The sequence below is a fragment of the Paenibacillus sp. J31P316 genome (assembly GCF_056269105.1).
This window is the reverse complement of record NZ_JBWDNI010000017.1, coordinates 107096-125255: the sequence shown is the minus strand read 5'-3', so window position 1 is coordinate 125255 and position 18160 is coordinate 107096. Positions and strand designations below refer to the sequence as shown.

The window sequence follows — 18160 nt, the reverse complement described above, 5'->3', positions numbered from 1 at the left end:
ATTCGTTCGGACAAGCAAAGCATGTACATAACCAAAAGTTAACGTTGACGTTAACGTTAGATTGGAATATGCTTGAACCATATCAACCGAATGTGTACGGAAGAAGAGGGAGGCATTCACGTGGATCATTTCAAGATTGACGACGTCGCCAAAGAGTGCGGGTTAACGAAGCGGACCATTCGCTACTACGAGGAGATCGGTCTTATTCCGCCTCCGGAGCGAAGCGAAGGCGGTATCCGCCTGTACACCCGAACGCATATTGAGCGGTTAAAGCAAATCATGAACGCCCGCGACGTGCTCGGTTTTTCCCTGCAGGAAATTTTGGATTTCGTTGCGATTCGCGAGAATTTGGGCGAGCTGAAGGAGCAGTACGTGAAGATCGAAGAGGTAGACGCGAAGCTGTTGCAGCTGCGCGATATCGATACGATCATCGGACAGCAGCTAGGTATGATCGACCAGAAGCTCGCCAAGATGATCGAGTTTCGGAAGGAGATCGAATTCCTTCAGAAACGCGTCACAGACGGCATAGCCAAACTATCGAAGGAAAGGGAGTCCTAAGAAACATGCAATCCACAGCAACCACCAACGGCAGCGCTGCCGCGAATACGCAGCCTGCGAAGAAAGTCAGCATGTTCAGCCAGCCCATCGCGGTATGGGCGGTCGTATTCGCCAGCATTATCGCCTTCATGGGACTGGGTCTCGTCGACCCGATCCTGCCGGCCATCGCCGAGAAGCTTAACGCTTCAAGCAGCGATGTCACGCTCTTGTTCACGAGCTATAACGCCGTTATGGCGATCGCCATGCTCATTACGGGCGTCGTTTCCTCTAGACTCGGCATGAAATGGACGCTGCTTACCGGCATTATCGTGATTGCCATCTTCTCCGCGCTGGGCGGGATGTCCAACGGCATTTGGTCGCTTGTATGGCTGCGCGGCGGCTGGGGCCTTGGTAATGCGATGTTCGTCGCGACGGCGCTTGCGGCTATCGTGTCGATGTCCAAGACCGGCGTCGGCAAGTCCATTATTTTGTTCGAGGTAGCGGTCGGTCTCGGCATCTCCGTCGGTCCGCTGCTCGGCGGCGAGCTTGGCGCCATCTCGTGGAGAGGCCCGTTCTTCGGCGTGGCTTGTCTCATGGTTCTTGCCTTCATCTTAATTCTGGTTCTCATGCCGTCCCGTGCCAAACTGATGGCTTCGTTGCCGGCCTCCGGGGCCAAGAAGAAGAAAGCTTCGCTTGCCGATCCGTTCCGCGCGCTGAAATTCCGTGCGCTTCGCACCTTCGGTATCGCTGCTATGCTGTACAACTTCGGCTTCTTCACCCTGCTTGTCTACGCGGCGCTTGTTCTGGGCCACTTGGGCCTGGACGAGCATCAGCTCGGCCTCGTCTTCCTGGGTTGGGGACTCATGCTCGCCTTCACGTCCGTCTTCACGGCGCCTATGCTGCAGAAGCGCTTCGGCACGCTGCCGTCCATGGTCGTGCAATTGCTGTTATTCGCCGCGACCTTGTTCGTCATGGCGTACTGGACAACGGATAAAACAGTCGTCATCATCATGGTTATCGTAGCCGGCGCTTTTCTCGGCAACAACAATACGCTCATTACGACAGCGGTCATGAACGCCGCTCCGGTCGAGCGTCCAACGGCTTCCGCCGCATACAGCTTCCTTCGTTTCATCGGCGGCGCGATCGCGCCTTACCTGGCCGGCAAGCTGGCGGAGTGGTTCAACCCGCATATGCCGTTCGTCGTTGGCGGCGCGTTCGTCGTGGTTGCAGCCCTGTATCTTCTGGTGAATACGAAGCATCTGAAGCACGTAGATGATGTCGAGAGCGCTCATTAAGCCTAAAACATATCGTGCATGTCAGTGCCAAAATGATTGGGAGGTCGTTACGATGTATAAGCATATTCTTATTCCTATCGACGGATCGGAACAGGCCGGCAAGGCACTGGATAGCGCCATTAGCTTAGCTAAGGCATTGTCCTCGGGTGTCCGATTGACCGCGCTGCACGTGAACCCATCGCTTACGCTGAACGAGCCGGTCATCGGCATGGATCTGGAGCGGGCGCTGGAGGAAGAGGGCCGGCAAGTCATCGAGCCCGCAGCGGCCAAGCTGAGAGCAGCGGGCTTTGCGTTCAATACGCTGACTGCGGACGGCGATCCGGCGACGGTGATCGTCCGGACTGCGAAAGACGCTGAGGCCGATCTGATCGTCATGGGTACCCGCGGCGCAGGCATCGTCTCCGAGATTCTGCTCGGCAGCGTCAGCCACAGCGTCGTGCAGCATGCGCATTGTCCGGTCCTGCTAGTGAAATAATGCCGTCTATCATCCAGACGAAAGAAGAGCCGAGTTCCCTTCAACGGGAATTCGGCTCTTCTTGGTTTTGGCGCTCCGTGAGCTGCTGCAGCGCCCATTCCGACCATGCCCGATCGGACTCGAAATGGTGCTCGGCTTTCTTCATCAGCAGGAGGGTGCCAAGCGGAGGCGGGGGCTGCTGCAGGTTGTAGACGTCGAGCTTGGCCTGAAGCCACTGCAGCTTGTCTTGATTGTAGGCGACGCGCGTTTCCAGCAGCCGACGGATATCGGCGAGGTCGCCCTGTTCCATGCAGTAGAGCTTGAGCACCAGCTCGTCGCGCGTGTTCGGCTCGCACGCCGGCAGCGTCAGCCAGCTTCGGAGCGCTTCCTTCCCTAAGGCTGTGATGGAATAGACTTTCTTATCCGGCTTGTCCGACTGGACGACAAGCGTGTGCTGGACATGGCCGCCGTTTTCCAACTGGGCAAGGAGCGGGTAGATTTGACTGTGCTTAGCGGGCCAAAACGGCTGAATTTTGCGCATGAGATCGTAGCCGGAATCAGCTGAATTCGAGAGCAGACTGAGCAGACCGTACGAGAGCGTATTCATTGCATTTCCCTTCTGTATATATATTTTGACATATCATTGGGAGGCGATTTATAATATTCCTGCCTTCAAATTATATGTAAAAATGAACATAGGGGCAAATGAAACGGAGAGATGGGGAAACGATGGAACAACAGGCGGAACAAACAGCGCCGAAAGTCAGCTTTTGGCCGATTATGATCGCGATATTCGTCGGCTCGTTCTTATGCGTGCTGGCATCCAGCACGATTAATATCGCACTTCCGATTTTGCAGGATCACTTTCACACAAGTCTAGGCACGATTCAGTGGACGCTCACCGGCTTCATGCTGGCGATGGGAACGTTCGCGCCGATCGTCGGTTACTTAGGCGAGAAGTTCAGCTATAAGCGGCTGTTCCTGTTCGCGCTTGGCGGCTTCACGCTGGCCTCGGTGCTTTGCGCGCTCGCTTGGGATGAATATTCCCTGATCGCGTTCCGGGTCATGCAGGGCATATTCAGCGGACTTATTCTGCCCGCATCCATGGCAATTATTTACCAAGTCGTCCCCCGGGACAAACAAGCGATGGCTATCGCCCTATGGTCGCTCGCCGCGATGATGGCGCCGGCGCTCGGACCGACCTTTAGCGGCTGGCTGCTGCAGAATTTCGATTGGCAATGGCTCTTCTGGATGAACCTCCCGATCGGCCTGATCGCCATCGTCCTGGTGGCTGCCTACATTCCTTATTACCGGCTCAGCGTGCCGAAGAAATTCGACGCCATCGGCTTCGTTACCGTCATGTTCGGCAGCGTCGCGCTGCTGCTCGCGCTCGGCCAAGGGCATGCCTGGGGCTGGGGCTCCGCCAAAGTCATTTCGCTGTTCATTGCCGGCGGCGTGCTGCTGGCTGCCTTCGTCTGGCAGGAGCTTCGGATCGAGACGCCGCTGCTGGAGCTGCGCGTGCTCGCGAATGGACGTTATACGCTCAATCTGATCATCACGATTATTCTGACGATCAGCCTCTATTCCGGTACGTTGCTGACGCCGCTCTTCCTGCAGCGCATCCAAATGGTATCCACGATGGATACGGGGTTGATTCTGCTTCCCGCCTCGCTCGTAATGGCGCTTGTCATGCCGATCATCGGAAAGCTCTATACGTCGGTCGGTCCGCGCTGGCTGATGGGCGTCGGCATTCCGCTGCTCGCGCTCGGCACGCTGATGCTCAGCTGGTCGAGCATCGACATCTCGCACAGCTACATTCTGTGGTGGATGATCGTGCGTAACCTTGGCATCGCGATGGTCATGATGCCGGCGAGCAACGCGGCGATGGAGCGCGTCTCCCGCCATATGACCGGGCATGCGTCTTCGATCTCGAACTGGCTGCGGAACGTATTCGGCTCGTTCGCCATCGCGATCTTCACGACCATGCTCGCTTCCCGTTCGACGCATCATGCGGCGGACTTGGCGAAGGCCGGGGATACGAACGAGGTGCATATCGGCATGATGTCGTTCACGATGAGCGTCAACGATGTCTATGTCGTCGCGACGGTCGTTGCGATCATCGCGCTGCCGCTCGCCATGTTCGTCGGCCGGGTGAAGCCTTCGGCCGCGGTGCCGGTCGAGTCGCAAGCCGCGAAGGATCGCCCGGCGTCCGCGAAAGACGGGCGTCCGGGAGCCGCAGCTCCTGCGGATGTATAAACATAGGGATCACAACTAGCATCGGTTTGAACGGCACGACAACGAACCTTGGGGCGCAAGCGGCGTCCCAAGGTTTTTTGCCGTCTCCGTCCGGGGACGGACTGAACGGCGGCGGACTTGTGCTACGATAAGCTATTATGGGCGGTTTGTCCGAGCACGGAGGATGAACGCCGTTCGGGAGCGTGCATGGGTTTGGGCATGAGAAGAAGCTGGTGGCTGCTCGTCATCGTGTCGCTGGGCATCATGATCGGTTTTTCCGCGCCTTACTTGACGTTCGATTCGTCAAGCAGCCGCGTGGATGTGTCACCTGGAAGTTTGCAGTTTCCGATACTTGTAACGCATATCTTGTTTGCGTTCGCAGCGCTGCTGACAGGCTTCACGCAGTTTATCGAGCGCGTCCGGACGCAGCGGCCGAAGCTGCATCGGATGCTGGGCAGCGTCTACGCGGTCAGCGTGATGATCAGCGCCTTGTTGGCGCTGCCGCTGACCGGGTACATGGATGATTTCTCGAAATCCGTCGGCTTTATCGCCTTGGCGCTGATCTGGCTGTTCACCACCTGGCAAGGCTACCGGAGTGCCGTTCGCCGGGACTTCGCCGCCCACCGAAGATGGATGATCCGCAGCTTCGGCATTACGCTGGTCGCCGTGAGCGGCCGGCTGCTCGTGCCGGTGCTGCTGCTGACGTACGGCGTGCTGCATGGCTTCTCGCTTCCCGAGGGCAGGGAAGGGATGGTCGAGAACGTGCTGAACGTGAACATTTGGGCAGGCTTGATCGTGAACTTCATGCTGGTGGAATGGGCGATACTGAAGCCGAAGCGCTGATGAAGCGTTGGAGGCAGGGCTGGGGCAGCGCAAGCGCCGCAGACCTTTGCCATGCACAAAAACCGCTTCGCTACGGATTGGATCCGAGGCGAAGCGGTTTTTGTGTTAGGGCGGTAATTGTAACGAATCTCAGTCACCTTATTCGCACTGAAAACGACTGGGTCCTGCTCCCATCGGGCGCAGAGCGCCCTGTGCGGGTCAGAGGCCGAAGCGCAAGCGCCGGCATGCCGAGGGAGAGCGACTTTGGTGCGAAGCACCACGGGAGCGCTCACCGGCAATGCCGGCACTGAAGGGAAGGTGCCTCAGTCTATTAGCGCGAAGCGCCTCGCCTTTTCGTCTCACGTTTGCCCTCGTTCAGCCGCCCAGCGCTTCCCGCAAATACCGTCCCGTGTGCGACCGGCGCACCTGCGCCACCTGCTCCGGCGTGCCCTCCGCGACGACCGTGCCGCCGCCTTCGCCGCCCTCGGGGCCGATGTCGATGATCCAGTCGCATTCGCGGATCAGCTCCAGGTTGTGCTCCACGACGATGACGGTGTTCCCGGCGTCGACGAGCTTGTCGAGCAGCAGCGTGAGCTGGCGGACGTCCGCGGGATGCAGGCCGGTCGTCGGTTCGTCCAGCAGATAGAGGGTATGCTTCTTCGTGCGCTTGGCGAGCTCCTTCGCGAGGCGCAGCCGCTGGCCTTCGCCGCCGGACAGCGTGCGCACCGACTGCCCCCAATGCAGGTAGCCGAGGCCGACTTCGCAGAGCAGCCGGATCGTTTCGGCCATTTTGTCGTGGTTCTCGAACACGTCGAGGCTCTCCTGAACGGTCATGTCGAGCAAGTCCGAGATCGAGTACCCTTCGTACGTAACCTGCAGCACCTCATCCTGGAAGCGGCGTCCCTTGCAGGCCGGACAGCGGACTTCAATATCCGGCAGGAAATGCATATCCACGGTCAGTACGCCGAGTCCTTGGCAATTCTCGCAGCGCCCGCCGGCCGTGTTGAAGGAGAAATGCTTGGACGTCAGCTTCAGCTTCTTCGCCGCCGGAAGCCCTGCGAACAAATTGCGCATCGCCGTGAAAATATCGGTGTACGTCGCCACGTTGGAGCGCTGCATCCGCCCGATCGGGGATTGGTCGAAGGTGATCCAGTTGCCGACGTTCTCCGTGCCGTCGATGCTCGTGCAGCCTTCCGGACGCAGATTGTCGTTCGCGCCCTCGGCTAGCAGGTCGAAGAGCAGCGTCGATTTGCCGGAGCCGGAGACACCGGTCACGGAGACGAGGCAGCCGAGCGGGAACGACGCCGTGACGTTCTTGAGGTTCCGCGCCGTGGCGCCGCGTACGGTCAGCGCGCTGCCAGTGCCCGGGCGCCGGCTTGGCCGCGCCTTATATGCGGTCTCTTCCCGCAGGTAGGCGCCAGTGACGGATTCCGGCGACGCCATCAGGTCCGCAAGCGTGCCTTCGCCGACGACGCGCCCGCCCATGCTGCCCGCCCCGGGCCCCATATCGATGACATGGTCGGCTGCGCGCATCATGTCGACGTCATGCTCGATGACGAGCACCGTATTGCCGAGGTCGCGCAGCTGCTTCATCACGAGGATGAGGCCGGCCGTATCTCGGGGATGGAGGCCGGCGGTCGGCTCGTCGAGAATGTACAGCACGCCGGTCAGTCCGGAGCCGAGCAGGGAGGCGAGCCGCAGGCGCTGCGCTTCGCCGCCGGAGAGGGTCACGGTCTGGCGGTTCAGCGACAGATAACCGAGGCCGACATGCAAAATCCGCTTCAGGCGGGACGGAATCTCGTCGGAGATGAACGTGGCCAGCATCTCCAGGATAGCCGGGGGAAGCTCGGCGGTCACGCGCTCGGTCCAAGTCAGCACCTCTTCAAGCGGCAGCTCCGTGACCTCGTGTATGGCTGAGCCGCCTACCTTGACCGAACGGCTGACCGCGTTCAGCTTCGCTCCGCGGCAATCCGGGCATTCCTGCTGATGGAAGAAATCGGCCGCGTTCATGCCGCCCTCGGCTTCGGCGCCCTTCTCCTTGTAGCGGCGCCAGATGCCGGTCACGATGCCCTCGAACTTGCCGAGCGCCACCGTCCTCGGCGGTTTCACGTCAGGGTAGTGACGCGAGAACTGCTCGCTCTCCGTGCCGTAGTAGAGCAGGTCCAGCTGCGCCTCGGGATAATCCTTCAGCGGCAGCTCGGGATCGAAGGCGAACCCGTAATGCTTCCCGCTGGCATTCAAAATATTCGTGTAATACTCTACCATCATGTCGTAGAGATGAGGAACGCCGCCTCCGCGCAGCCCTTTGTCCGTTTGGAAAATCGCATCCATCCGCAGCGTCGCCACCGATCCGAGGCCGGAGCAGGTTTCGCATGCCCCCTGCAGGGTGTTGAACGAGAAATGAGTCATCGTCAGCTTCTCCAGCTTCGCGGCGCAGTGCGGACAGTGAATCCATTCCTGACGCTCTTCCTCGTTGGCAATATTCATGCCGGCCGCTTCCGCCGGTGGAGGCGGAACGAGTCCGCCGCAGTGCGGGCACGGGCGCTCGCCTGCCCGGGCATAGATCGTGCGCATGTACGTGTAAATGTCCGTCACCGTACCGACGGTGGACCGCGGATTGCGGTTCGTCACATGCTGCCCGACGCTGATGGACGGCGACAGACCGACGATGGCGCCGACCTTCGGCTTGTTGATGGAGTCGGATACCATGCCCATGGACTCCATGTATTGCCGCTGGCACTCCCGCTGCAGCGTGTCCATGGCGAGCGTCGATTTGCCGGACCCGGATGGCCCGGTCAGCACCACAAGCTTGTATTTCGGAATATGAAGCGAGATATTCTTTAAGTTGTTCTCGAAGGCTCCTACAATTTGAATCGTATCTTTCAATGGACACAGCTCCTTCTTAAGCGTGATCAACCTTATTATAGAACATTTGTGCAAGTTAGAAGGTTGGCTGAGATCCTACCTTTAACATAAATGAATGGATCATAAAAACCTTATCATGGTGCTTCAAGCTTCAGTGATAAGCCTGCTGGACGGAGGAGCGATCTTCCATAATGTGGTATAGTTGAGAGATCATATTTGCTAGGAGGCTCCTGATTCTATGCATCTCTTTCCTGCCAGCTATACGCTGCTCTCACGGGAGGCGCTGCTCGCGCATATCCGGCAGCATTACGATATCGATCAACCTCGGTCTTTTCAGTATTTCCTGCGGGGGATGAACGACACGTACCTCTTGGAAACGGAGTCGGCCCGCTATATGTTCCGCGCCTATCGGGCGGACCGGCGGACGTCTTCCGATATCGCCTTCGAGCTGGACCTGCTGGTTCATCTCGCTCGTCAAGGGGTTCCTGTATCGACGCCGATCGCGAAGCGCGACGGAACGTTCATTAACGCGTTCCCGGCCGCGGAAGGAACGAAGCACGGCGTGCTGTTCACGTTCGCGGAAGGAAGGGAGCGGCGGGTTCGGACGACGGAGGACAGCCGGGGATTCGGGCAGTCCGTGGCACGGCTCCATGAAGCGGCCAACGCGTTCGTCAGCCGACATGCACGGGACCGGATCGAATTGGACGTTCTCATTGATCGTCCTCTGAGCGTCATCGAGGCGCATCTTGCGGATCGCCAGGAGGATTTTGCTTATCTGCAGCAGCGCGTTACCGAGCTGAGAGAGCGGCTCCAGCCGTTGATCGACGGGGGATTGGACTTCGGCATCTGTCACGGCGATCTGCATGGCAACACCAACGTATCGTATACGGAAGACGGACGGATGACGCATTACGACTTCGATCTATGCGGGTATGGCTGGCGGGCTTACGATATCGCCGAATTCCGCTTGGCGAGGGAAATCCACAGCGGGCATGACCCGGATGAAGTCGAGGCCTTGTGGTCGGCGTTTCTGGACGGCTACCGGTCGGAGCGGACGCTCGGCGCACAGGACGAACAGGCCGTGCCGCTCTTCGTCGCGCTGCGGCAGCTATGGCTCTTCGCCCTTTGCTTCAACGAATCGGAGCTGATTGGGGCGGCGGATTTCGACGACGGCTTTATCGACGGGAAAATGGCCAATTTCAGAGCGTTGAAGATCTAGCGGCTGCTGCAGCGCAGAACCAAACACGTCAAGAGGAGTGAGCGAAGTGGCAGTGGCAGGCAGAAGCAAACGGCTCATGGTCATGCTCCCGATAATCGTTGTCGCCGGTTTTATCCTGATTCTCTTCACGCCTTCACCGACCGCCGAATTCGCCGTCAGGAAAGATCTGCTCGTGTCTTTGCATCCCATCCAAGCGTTCGGGGCCAGCGTGACGCAGGGAAGACAAGACCCGCAATACGGGAGACTGTACGAGGTTTCGAACGTGGATGCAGCCTACGTTTACGTGAAGAAAGGCGGCTACGGCTGGTACGTCGCATCGAGGGGAACCGCGCCTTGACCGAGATTGACGGCGGGCCGATTTATATTGTCATCCGTTTTATCGTACTATAAGAGGGAGCACCTACAGAAAGAGGGACAACGATGAGCGAATTCCTGGAAGCCTTATTGACGCAAGAAGAAGAACTGCAATTCGAATCGTTTACGAACGAGGATGCCTATGAACTGGGCTGCATCATCGTCAAGCACGCCAAAGACGTGCTCGGCAAAGGCATTGCCGTACATATCGATAACGGCGAATACCCGTTGTTCACGCACTACATGACGGGGACGTCCAAAGACAACATTTACTGGATCAACACCAAGAAGAACGTCGTCAACCATTTCGGCCACAGCTCGCTGTACGTGGGGGAGAAGTACAAGGCGGAAGGCACCACGTTCAAGGACGGCTCCGGGCTATCGCTTGAGGAGTACCAAGGCGAAGGCGGCTCGTTCCCGCTTGTCGTGCGCGGACAAGGCAAGGTCGGTACGGTGACGGTGTCCGGGCTGACGGGCGAAGAAGATCATCAAGTCGCCGTGGACGGCCTTCGCAAATACTTGACCAGATAACGCAACGAACGCTGCGTGTCATATGGGAATGGGAAGGGCAATGGGAGAGGGGACGGGCGAAAATGAAGCAGCAAGAAGCCAAGCGGCCGATCCGCGCGATCGTTACGGGCGCAACCGGCATGGTCGGCGAAGGGGTATTGCATGAATGCCTGCTGCACCCCGATGTGGAGCAGGTGCTGGTCATCGGCCGGAAGCCTTGCGGCGTGACGCATGCCAAGCTTCGGGAGCTCGTGCTTCCGGAGTTGTACGATTTGTCGCCTGTCGCCGGAGAGCTGACGGGCTATAACGCCTGCTATTTCTGCCTCGGCGTCTCTTCGGTGGGCATGAACGAAGCGGATTATACCCGCGTGACGCATGATCTGACGCTTCATGCCGCGGAGCTCCTCGCGGGCTTGAACCCCGACATGGTGTTCTGCTACGTCACGGGTTCGGGTACCGACAGCACCGAGCAGGGCAGAAGCATGTGGGCACGGGTGAAGGGAAGGACCGAGAATGAGCTGCTGCGGCTGCCATTCAAGCGGGCCTACATGTTCCGTCCCGGCTATATGCATCCGACCAAAGGGCTCAAGAACGTCCATCCGTATTACCGTGCGCTGAAGTGGCTGTATCCGATCGCGAGGACGCTTCTCCCGAACGGCGTCATTACGCTGCGTGAGCTCGGGCTGGCGATGATCCATGCTGCCGCGGGTAGATATGAACCGTCGATTCTGCCCAGCAAAGAAATTCGCAAGCTGGCCCGGCTTGGCGAGCATGCGTGAATGATAACCGAGGTGCAAGACCTGATCCGCTCCGAATCGAGCGGACCGGGTTTTTCTTGTTTCAACCAATCAACCAAGCGAGCTGTGTTGTAGCCAAAGCCAAAGCCAAAGCCCAAGCCGATGCATGCTGTTATGGCGGCCCCTGTTCGAATAGTTTCCCATCCGAACGCCCGTTGTGGAAGTTTAAGATATTTTTTAGTTTTAAATGGTAGACTACCTCTACGTAGATTGAAAATCGGCAAGTCAACGCTTGCCGGGTCGGGAGCTGGAAACGAATGAAGCGTAATACGATACTGATCGCGGACGACGAAGCGGAAATCGCCGACTTGGTCGAGCTGCATTTGGAGAAGGAGGGCTACCGCTGCATCAAGGCGGCCTCCGGCCAAGAAGCGGTGCTGGCGGTCCAGTCGCAGACGATCGACCTTGCGATTCTCGATATCATGATGCCGGGGCTCGACGGATACGAGGTGACGCGCCGCATTCGGGAGCATTCCGCGATGCCGATTATTTTCCTCAGCGCCAAGACGAGCGATCTCGACAAAATCACGGGGCTCGTCATCGGCGCCGACGATTACATGACCAAGCCGTTCAACCCGATGGAGCTGGTCGCCCGCGTGGGCGCCCAATTGCGGCGCGCGCTTCAATTTAATCAGCAGTCGGGCGGGAGCTCGCCGGTGCTGGAGATCGGCGGCCTCGTCATCGATACCGGCCGGCATACGGTGACCAAGTACGGCAGCCCCGTCGAATTGACGCCGAAGGAATTCGATATCTTGTATATGCTTGCCAGCCATCCGAAGCAAGTGTTCAGCGGCGAGCATCTGTTCGAGCGCGTCTGGGGGGAGACGTACCTGGAGAGCGGCAATACGGTCATGGTGCATATCCGAACCTTGCGCAAGAAGCTGGGCGACGACAAGGACAAGTGGATCAAGACCGTCTGGGGCGTAGGGTACACCTTCAATGGATAAGCCGGCGTTCAGCTTCCGATTCAAGATGCTCCTGCTGCTCGGACTCAGCATGCTTCTCTCGGGCATCGTCATGTTTATCGCCTACAGGGCGCTGGAAACGTATTATTTGTCCCATGTCTGGTATGCGAACGATCCGTTTTTCCGGGTACGGCGGTATATCGAGAACATCGGGGACTTCCAGTTCGCCATCATCCTGATGATTCCGTTCACGACTTTATTTTTCTATCTGTTGACGAAGCCGTATGCGGCGTATTTTGCCGACATTTCGGCGGGCATACGCAGGCTTGCCCAGGGAGATTTCAGCAGTCGCGTCGTCATCCGCTCGCAGGACGAATTCGCCCGCATCGCGGATGACCTCAACCAGGCTGGCGATAACCTGCAGATGGCGGTAGAGCGGGGCGATTTTGCGGAGACCAGCAAGCATCAGCTCGTGCTCAACCTTGCGCATGATCTCCGGACGCCGCTGACGTCGGTATTGGGCTACTTGGATATTGTGCTGCGGGACGAAAGTTTGTCCAAGGAACAGGTTCGGCATTATATGGGGATCGCCTTTACGAAATCCCGAAGGCTCGAGAAGCTCATCGACGAGCTGTTCGAGGTCACTCGCATGAATTATGGCAAGGCGCCGCTTCACCTCGCGAAGCTGGATGTCAGCGAGCTGCTCGTCCAGCTGAACGAAGAGCTGTATCCGGTCTTCGAGAATGCCGAGCTGACGGTCAGGCTGCACATGGATTCGCAGGTGGAGATGAGGGGCGACGGCGAACTGCTGGCCCGCGTATTCGAGAATTTGCTGACCAATGCCGTCCGGTACGGCGGGGACGGACAGTTCATTGATATCCATTGCGAAGCGGAGGCCGGCGAAGCGGTCATACGGGTGGTCAATTACGGGGATACTATTCCTCCCGAGCAGCTGCCGCATATCTTCGACATGTTCTACACCGGCGATCAGGCGCGGACGTCCCAAAGCGGCGGGACCGGCATCGGCCTGTTCATCGTCCGCAATATCGTGGAGCAGCATGGCGGTACGATCACGGTTCATAGCGATGCCGTGCGCACCTGCTTCGAGGTAAGGCTGCCGCTGGACGGCGGGGAAAGCGAGCGTGTCGCCGAGCATGCTGGCACCGGGGAGCGCGGGGACGGGGAAACATCGCAGCGGGATCGCTCCAAATAATGGATGGCTCCAAGCGCTGCCGGGCGTCATCGCCCGGTCAAGGCTCGCGGTAAGCGGCGGGTTGCACAGTGCCGCGTCGCGGGTCGCGCCCTCCATGGTCCACGGTCGCGCCGTCCCGCACCCAAGTGCCGCCGTATGCGTCTGTGAGCTTCCCGCGCGCCCTTCTCGTCACACACCGTACCGTGTCTTCGTGCGGTGGGTTGACGGGAGCGATACCTATGGATTATGATTAGAACGATCATTCGATCTAATCTTTTCGAATCGGAAAGGAGGAGGGAGTCAAGCATGTTCGAGCGCTATAACAAAGTCCAGCAGGCCGTTTTGGAGACGACGCTCCATTTGATCATCGACAAAGAACTGCAGGCAACGTCGATGTCGTTGATCGCCAAGGAGTCCGGCGTATCCACGGGCAACATTTATCATTATTTCAGCAGCAAGGAAGACATTATCAACGAGCTGTACAAGGCGATCGTCTTGTTCAACGGACAATTCGTGACGAAGGATCTGAACGAAGCCGAATCCGTGCAGGAACAATTTCGCCGGGCGTGGCGCAATGTCATCGAGCTTGGCAAGACGTACCCGAAGGGCTTTCGGTTCATCGAGCAGTATTCGTTCTCGCCGTATATTTACGAGCAGTCCAAGCTGGAAGCCTACAAAGGCGGATGGTGCGGGCCGCTGGAGAAGCTGTACCGGCAGGCGATTGATCAAGGCTTGTTCATTGAGCTGGAACCGCATATGATGGTGCAGATGCATTATGGATCCACCGTCTATCTTCTGAAGAGCCACCAGCAGAACATGCTGGAGCTGACGGAAGACGTCGAGGAGCAGGCGATCCTTTCCTTCTGGAACGCGGTAAGCAAAGAAAAGGGCTGGAACGAATAAGTCCGGCGACCTGCTTCTTTCTTTTCGCTAAGTATAGATCGAACGTTCGATTTAAGAGTCAAGTTGCTGCAGGAACGATATGAACTTTTTCTGTAACAAGTCTGTCGGCTAACTATTCTGCTGGAAGATGCCAGACAGTCCGATCGTTTGCAGAGTGTCTCATCCGTCCGTCCCCTCGTCTGAAAGTGAAAGTTTGCAATAGATAGAATGAACGTTCAATTTATGGTTAATCTAATTCAAAACAACTACTGGAGGAGATTCAATATGACTACGAAAACGATCTTTATTACAGGAACTAGCTCTGGACTCGGTAAACTGACGGCCATTCATTTCGCGAAGCTGGGCTGGAACGTCGCCGCGACGATGCGCACCCCGGAGAAAGAAACGGAGCTGACCGCGTACGACAACATCAAACTGTTCAAGCTGGACGTCACGAACCTGGATGAGGTCAACTCGGCCGTCGATGAGGCGGTCGCCGCTTTCGGGAAGATCGACGTTGTCGTCAACAATGCGGGCATGGGCTCCTACGGTGCGCTGGAGCTGGCCGAGGAAGCAACTATTGATTGGCAGTTTGCGGTGAACGCCCGCGGCCCGATCAATGTCATCCGCAAGTTCCTGCCCCACTTCAGAGCCGAAGGCGGCGGCATGTTCATCAACATCAGCTCCTTCATGGGGGTCACGACGGCGGTACCGCTGGGCTCTCTGTATAACATGTCCAAGTTTGCTCTGGAAGGCTTGACGGAAGGCCTGTATTACGAGCTCAAGCCGCTGAATATCGAGCTTCGTCTCATCGAGCAGGGCGGTTCGAGCGGCAACAACTTCGTAAACAGCATTCGTTGGAACAAGGACGAGAACATCACGGCTTACGATGATTTGATGAACAAAGTCGTCGGTTTGATGAGCAGCAACGATAGCAGTCAGTTGGACGATCCACAAATCATCGTCGATGCCATAGCGGCGCAGGCGACCGGGGAAAGCAAGCAATTCCGGACGGTCGTGGGCGAGGCAGGCAAAGGGCTGCTGGCGCTGCGGCATTCGGTTCCGATCGAAGAATATCTGGAAACGATCGCGCGCAACTATAACTAAGATGCTTTGACCGCAGCGCTTGTATGAATGCGCCCGCGGAGTGAATTAAGAAAAAGTTAAGCTTTCCGCAAGGTCTTCTTTAATCGTTTGCTCTATTCTTGCAAGACGAATGTTTTTGCGAGAGGAATGGAAACGATGATGAGGAACATGCGAATCGCAGGTCTGATGCTGCTGGTGTTGATCGGAGTGGAAGGTGCGCAGCATGTGAAGGAATGGGCTGGCGGCGGCGAGGATGGTGTCACGGAAGCATCCGTCGCGATGCAAATGCGCAAGGTAACGGCAGGCGTGAATCAACTTCACCAAGGAAACCTGCTGCTCGTCGATAAGCAGCATCCCGTTGACGACAATGGCAGGCTGACCGATATCGTTAATCTCTTCGAGCATCCCGAGCTGAAGCATGGCTACGGCTTGCTGGATACGAAGATCATGCTCTCGAAGCGCGTGGCCGAGAAATGGCAGGTGCTGGTCGACGCTGCGGCGGAGGCCGGCATCAGCCATTTTGTCATTAATAGCGGCTATCGCGACAATGAATCGCAGAAGGAGCTCTACGAGGAGAAAGGGTCGGACTATGCGCTGCCGCCAGGCTACAGCGAGCATAATCTCGGCCTGTCCATGGACGTGGGCTCAACCGAAGCGGAGATGAGTCAGGCGCCGGAAGGCAAGTGGCTAAGCAAGAATGCGTGGAGATACGGCTTCGTCCTTCGCTATCCCAAGGATAAGACCGACCTGACCGGCATCGAGTATGAACCGTGGCATTTCCGGTACGTCGGGCAGCCGCACAGCCAACTGATGCATGCGAACGACTGGACGCTGGAGGAATACCTGGCAGCCTTGAAGGAGCGAGGAACAATAACGGCTAAGGTAGATAACGTGAGCTATACGGTCACTTACTATCCTGCCTCCGAATCCGCGGCAATGGAGATTAGCGTGCCGGCCGACGGGTCGTATACGGTGAGCGGCAATAACGCGGACGGTGTTATCGTAACGACGGAAATTTCGGCCGAAGCGAAATGAAGAGTCGGTTGATTGCTCGGCCGGGCAGCCGGCGGGGCGGATTCGAAAAGGGAATAGGTACGGAAATCGAGAACTACTAGGTATGATCCATTTCGAGGGAGGAGCATATCCGTGATCAAGGCGATTATTTTCGATTTTGACGGTTTGATTTACGATACCGAGGTACCGGAATACAAGGCTTTCCAAGAAATTTACGCGGAGCACGGCCATGAGCTGGAGCTTGGCGTCTGGGGGCAGTGCATCGGCACGTACAATAGCGCCTTCAATCCGTTCGATCATTTGGAAGCCTGCTTGGGACGGGCGATCGACCGGGAAGAGCTCAGGAGCAGGCATCAGGCCAAATTCGAGCAATTGCTGGAGGCGGAGACGATCCGTCCTGGCGTGCAGGCTAATTTGGAAGCGGCTCGCGCGCTCGGACTGCGCATCGGACTCGCCTCCAGCTCGAGCCGGGCATGGGTAACGGTGCATCTCGCCAAACTGAACGTGGCACCGTATTTCGAGTGCATTCGGGTGCGCGACGACGTTCGGCTGGTGAAGCCGGATCCCGAGCTGTATTTGCAGGTCATCGAAGCGTTCGGCATTGCGCCGAACGAGGCGATCGCCTTCGAGGATTCGCCGAACGGCGCGAAAGCGGCCAAAGCGGCAGGACTCTATTGCGTTGCCGTCCCTAACGCCGTAACCCGTGAATTAACGTTCGGCGAGGTCGATTTACGGCTGGACTCGATGGCGGATATGCGGCTGGAGGCGGTCATCGCTCGGTTGTCGCCATGAGGCGGCGGGGCAGCTTGCGTCACGCTCGGCGGAAAGGAGGAGTCGGTCGGTGACGGAGCACAGCGATAGGTCACGCACGGTGCCGGCAGGCAGCCACCTGGCGACTGGCCTTTCCATTATCGCGCGCTGCAAGGCTCGTACGGGCGATATTTGGCAGGCGCACTACGGGGCAGCAGCCATCGCAAGCGTCTTCTTCCGGCAGAATAACCGGCTGGCTCCGGAGACGGAGGATGCCATCGCGCGCCAGACGGAGGCGATGCTTGCCGTGCATGCGCCGCAAGCCGAATTCGGCAACGAGGAGCGGGGGCGAAGCGAGCTGGAACAGAGCGGCCCGTGGCAGCGCGAGCCGGGACGGAGTCTGGAAACGCAGGCTGGCGGGGTGATTCCCGCGCGGGAGGCGGAGCAGGCGATCGTGCAGGCGCTTGAAGAGACGCTGGACGGCCTGCATTGGGTCGGCCATAATTTCATCTACGCGGCGCATGCGCTCTCGGCGCTGCGAGAGCTTGACGGCTGGGGGACGGCGGACGATATCGCCGGCATCGCAGTGCTCATTCGGTCATTTCGAGGCACGATTCCAGGCCGTTCCTGGATCGGCTTCCGGGCAGCTGAAGTAAAGAAGCTGCCCGCCTCGGAGGAGATGATGGCGATGTCTGCCGCGATCGATGGCCCTGCGGAGCTGTCGGCGCTGATACTGTCGGAGCTCGCGGCGTTTAAGCGCATCTATCGGGCGGAGGCGCATCACGATCTGATCGGTCACATGCTCACGTTCTCGCATGCGCTCAACGTGCTTCACGATCTCGGCTACGGGGAGCTGTTCCGATCCTGCGTGCGGCAGCTGCTGGCCATGGTTACGGTTCTGCGGGCGAGCCGCGATCTTCGCATGGATGAGCACATCCAGCTCGTATCTCCGGTAGACCGGCTGCCGCTCGCGCTTGCGCAGCGGTCGGAATGGCTGCCAGTACAAGCGGAGTTCTGGCTGCGCGACTATGCCGCCGTGGACTGGGATTTCGGACATGTGTTTAAATTTTCCTGCAGCTTCTATGATCACTTGAACCGTTCCGGCGGCTGGGCCAACGACGACGCCGAGGACAACTTCAGGTTCATCCTCCCGACGTGATCCCCGGCTCATGCATGATTCTGGTGGAAGTGTCTACACTAACGGTATTCCACAATCATGCTGGCAAAGGAGCGTCCATTTCAC

At 58.1% G+C, this 18160-nt stretch carries 18 protein-coding genes; 16 read left to right on the top strand and 2 right to left on the bottom strand.

What is annotated here, in order from left to right; translation table 11 throughout:
- Positions 1 to 120: 120 nt before the first annotated feature.
- Genes AC0YNU_RS28205 through AC0YNU_RS28195 form a run of 3 tightly spaced genes read left to right on the top strand, consistent with a single transcriptional unit; the run spans position 121 to position 2307 of the window.
- Positions 121 to 558, top strand: coding sequence for a MerR family transcriptional regulator (locus AC0YNU_RS28205; protein ID WP_475762530.1), 438 nt, complete (start codon positions 121 to 123; stop codon positions 556 to 558).
- 5 nt (positions 559 to 563) lie between these two features.
- Complete coding sequence (locus AC0YNU_RS28200) at positions 564 to 1832, top strand: MFS transporter (RefSeq protein WP_475762528.1); 1269 nt, start codon at positions 564 to 566, stop codon at positions 1830 to 1832.
- A gap of 52 nt (positions 1833 to 1884) precedes the next feature.
- The gene (locus tag AC0YNU_RS28195) at positions 1885 to 2307 is read left to right on the top strand and encodes a universal stress protein (protein ID WP_475762526.1); all 423 of its coding nucleotides are present in this window, start codon (positions 1885 to 1887) and stop codon (positions 2305 to 2307) included.
- 40 nt (positions 2308 to 2347) lie between these two features.
- On the opposite strand, the gene AC0YNU_RS28190 is transcribed toward AC0YNU_RS28195, so the two are convergent.
- Complete coding sequence (locus AC0YNU_RS28190; RefSeq protein WP_475762524.1) at positions 2348 to 2893, bottom strand: PadR family transcriptional regulator; 546 nt, start codon at positions 2891 to 2893, stop codon at positions 2348 to 2350.
- Positions 2894 to 3015: 122 nt separating this feature from the next.
- Between AC0YNU_RS28190 and AC0YNU_RS28185 the strand changes: the two genes are divergently transcribed.
- Together AC0YNU_RS28185 and AC0YNU_RS28180 are read left to right on the top strand one after the other, a co-directional pair.
- Complete coding sequence (locus tag AC0YNU_RS28185) at positions 3016 to 4542, top strand: MDR family MFS transporter (RefSeq protein ID WP_475762522.1); 1527 nt, start codon at positions 3016 to 3018, stop codon at positions 4540 to 4542.
- A 198-nt stretch (positions 4543 to 4740) separates the two neighbouring features.
- A complete protein-coding gene (locus AC0YNU_RS28180; RefSeq protein WP_475762558.1) occupies positions 4741 to 5364 on the top strand; it encodes a DUF2306 domain-containing protein in 624 nt (207 codons plus the stop codon).
- Between the two features lie 354 nt (positions 5365 to 5718).
- Here AC0YNU_RS28180 and uvrA read toward each other — a convergent pair whose 3' ends face one another.
- Positions 5719 to 8229: an excinuclease ABC subunit UvrA gene (gene uvrA / locus AC0YNU_RS28175; RefSeq protein ID WP_475762520.1), complete on the bottom strand. Its 2511-nt coding sequence runs from the start codon at positions 8227 to 8229 to the stop codon at positions 5719 to 5721.
- A gap of 217 nt (positions 8230 to 8446) precedes the next feature.
- Between uvrA and AC0YNU_RS28170 the strand changes: the two genes are divergently transcribed.
- The 11 genes from AC0YNU_RS28170 to AC0YNU_RS28120 all read left to right on the top strand — a co-directional run bounded on the left by AC0YNU_RS28170 (position 8447) and on the right by AC0YNU_RS28120 (position 18076).
- Positions 8447 to 9427 (top strand): phosphotransferase enzyme family protein, encoded by a 981-nt coding sequence (locus AC0YNU_RS28170; RefSeq protein ID WP_475762518.1) that lies wholly within the window; start codon positions 8447 to 8449, stop codon positions 9425 to 9427.
- Positions 9428 to 9473: 46 nt separating this feature from the next.
- On the top strand, positions 9474 to 9764 hold the full coding sequence (locus AC0YNU_RS28165) for a hypothetical protein (protein WP_475762516.1): 291 nt from the start codon (positions 9474 to 9476) through the stop codon (positions 9762 to 9764).
- Between the two features lie 83 nt (positions 9765 to 9847).
- Positions 9848 to 10312, top strand: coding sequence for a heme-degrading domain-containing protein (locus AC0YNU_RS28160; protein ID WP_475762514.1), 465 nt, complete (start codon positions 9848 to 9850; stop codon positions 10310 to 10312).
- Between the two features lie 62 nt (positions 10313 to 10374).
- Positions 10375 to 11070 (top strand): Rossmann-fold NAD(P)-binding domain-containing protein, encoded by a 696-nt coding sequence (locus AC0YNU_RS28155; protein ID WP_475762512.1) that lies wholly within the window; start codon positions 10375 to 10377, stop codon positions 11068 to 11070.
- Positions 11071 to 11345: 275 nt separating this feature from the next.
- Positions 11346 to 12035, top strand: coding sequence for a response regulator transcription factor (locus AC0YNU_RS28150; RefSeq protein ID WP_475762510.1), 690 nt, complete (start codon positions 11346 to 11348; stop codon positions 12033 to 12035).
- Positions 12028 to 13206: a sensor histidine kinase gene (locus AC0YNU_RS28145; RefSeq protein ID WP_475762508.1), complete on the top strand. Its 1179-nt coding sequence runs from the start codon at positions 12028 to 12030 to the stop codon at positions 13204 to 13206. Before AC0YNU_RS28150 ends, AC0YNU_RS28145 begins: the two co-directional genes overlap by 8 nt.
- 285 nt (positions 13207 to 13491) lie before the next feature.
- A complete protein-coding gene (locus AC0YNU_RS28140) occupies positions 13492 to 14088 on the top strand; it encodes a TetR/AcrR family transcriptional regulator (protein ID WP_475762506.1) in 597 nt (198 codons plus the stop codon).
- Positions 14089 to 14352: 264 nt separating this feature from the next.
- The gene (locus AC0YNU_RS28135; RefSeq protein ID WP_475762504.1) at positions 14353 to 15174 is read left to right on the top strand and encodes an SDR family oxidoreductase; all 822 of its coding nucleotides are present in this window, start codon (positions 14353 to 14355) and stop codon (positions 15172 to 15174) included.
- 135 nt (positions 15175 to 15309) lie between these two features.
- The gene (locus AC0YNU_RS28130; protein ID WP_475762502.1) at positions 15310 to 16188 is read left to right on the top strand and encodes a M15 family metallopeptidase; all 879 of its coding nucleotides are present in this window, start codon (positions 15310 to 15312) and stop codon (positions 16186 to 16188) included.
- A 111-nt stretch (positions 16189 to 16299) separates the two neighbouring features.
- Positions 16300 to 16959 carry an HAD family hydrolase gene (locus tag AC0YNU_RS28125; RefSeq protein ID WP_475762500.1) on the top strand — a complete coding sequence of 220 codons (660 nt, stop codon included), beginning with the start codon at positions 16300 to 16302 and terminating at the stop codon, positions 16957 to 16959.
- Between the two features lie 49 nt (positions 16960 to 17008).
- Complete coding sequence (locus tag AC0YNU_RS28120; RefSeq protein ID WP_475762498.1) at positions 17009 to 18076, top strand: hypothetical protein; 1068 nt, start codon at positions 17009 to 17011, stop codon at positions 18074 to 18076.
- Positions 18077 to 18160: the final 84 nt, after the last annotated feature.

What these genes read in the sequence shown, in the direction of transcription:
- AC0YNU_RS28200 (WP_475762528.1), top strand. Translation starts at nt 564, where the DNA reads ATGCAATCCACAGCAACCACCAACGGCAGCGCTGCCGCGAATACGCAG.
- AC0YNU_RS28195 (WP_475762526.1), top strand. Translation starts at nt 1,885, where the DNA reads ATGTATAAGCATATTCTTATTCCTATCGACGGATCGGAACAGGCCGGC.
- AC0YNU_RS28190 (WP_475762524.1), bottom strand. Translation starts at nt 2,893, where the DNA reads ATGAATACGCTCTCGTACGGTCTGCTCAGTCTGCTCTCGAATTCAGCT.
- AC0YNU_RS28185 (WP_475762522.1), top strand. Translation starts at nt 3,016, where the DNA reads ATGGAACAACAGGCGGAACAAACAGCGCCGAAAGTCAGCTTTTGGCCG.
- AC0YNU_RS28180 (WP_475762558.1), top strand. Translation starts at nt 4,741, where the DNA reads ATGAGAAGAAGCTGGTGGCTGCTCGTCATCGTGTCGCTGGGCATCATG.
- AC0YNU_RS28170 (WP_475762518.1), top strand. Translation starts at nt 8,447, where the DNA reads ATGCATCTCTTTCCTGCCAGCTATACGCTGCTCTCACGGGAGGCGCTG.
- AC0YNU_RS28160 (WP_475762514.1), top strand. Translation starts at nt 9,848, where the DNA reads ATGAGCGAATTCCTGGAAGCCTTATTGACGCAAGAAGAAGAACTGCAA.
- AC0YNU_RS28155 (WP_475762512.1), top strand. Translation starts at nt 10,375, where the DNA reads ATGAAGCAGCAAGAAGCCAAGCGGCCGATCCGCGCGATCGTTACGGGC.
- AC0YNU_RS28150 (WP_475762510.1), top strand. Translation starts at nt 11,346, where the DNA reads ATGAAGCGTAATACGATACTGATCGCGGACGACGAAGCGGAAATCGCC.
- AC0YNU_RS28145 (WP_475762508.1), top strand. Translation starts at nt 12,028, where the DNA reads ATGGATAAGCCGGCGTTCAGCTTCCGATTCAAGATGCTCCTGCTGCTC.
- AC0YNU_RS28140 (WP_475762506.1), top strand. Translation starts at nt 13,492, where the DNA reads ATGTTCGAGCGCTATAACAAAGTCCAGCAGGCCGTTTTGGAGACGACG.
- AC0YNU_RS28135 (WP_475762504.1), top strand. Translation starts at nt 14,353, where the DNA reads ATGACTACGAAAACGATCTTTATTACAGGAACTAGCTCTGGACTCGGT.
- AC0YNU_RS28130 (WP_475762502.1), top strand. Translation starts at nt 15,310, where the DNA reads ATGATGAGGAACATGCGAATCGCAGGTCTGATGCTGCTGGTGTTGATC.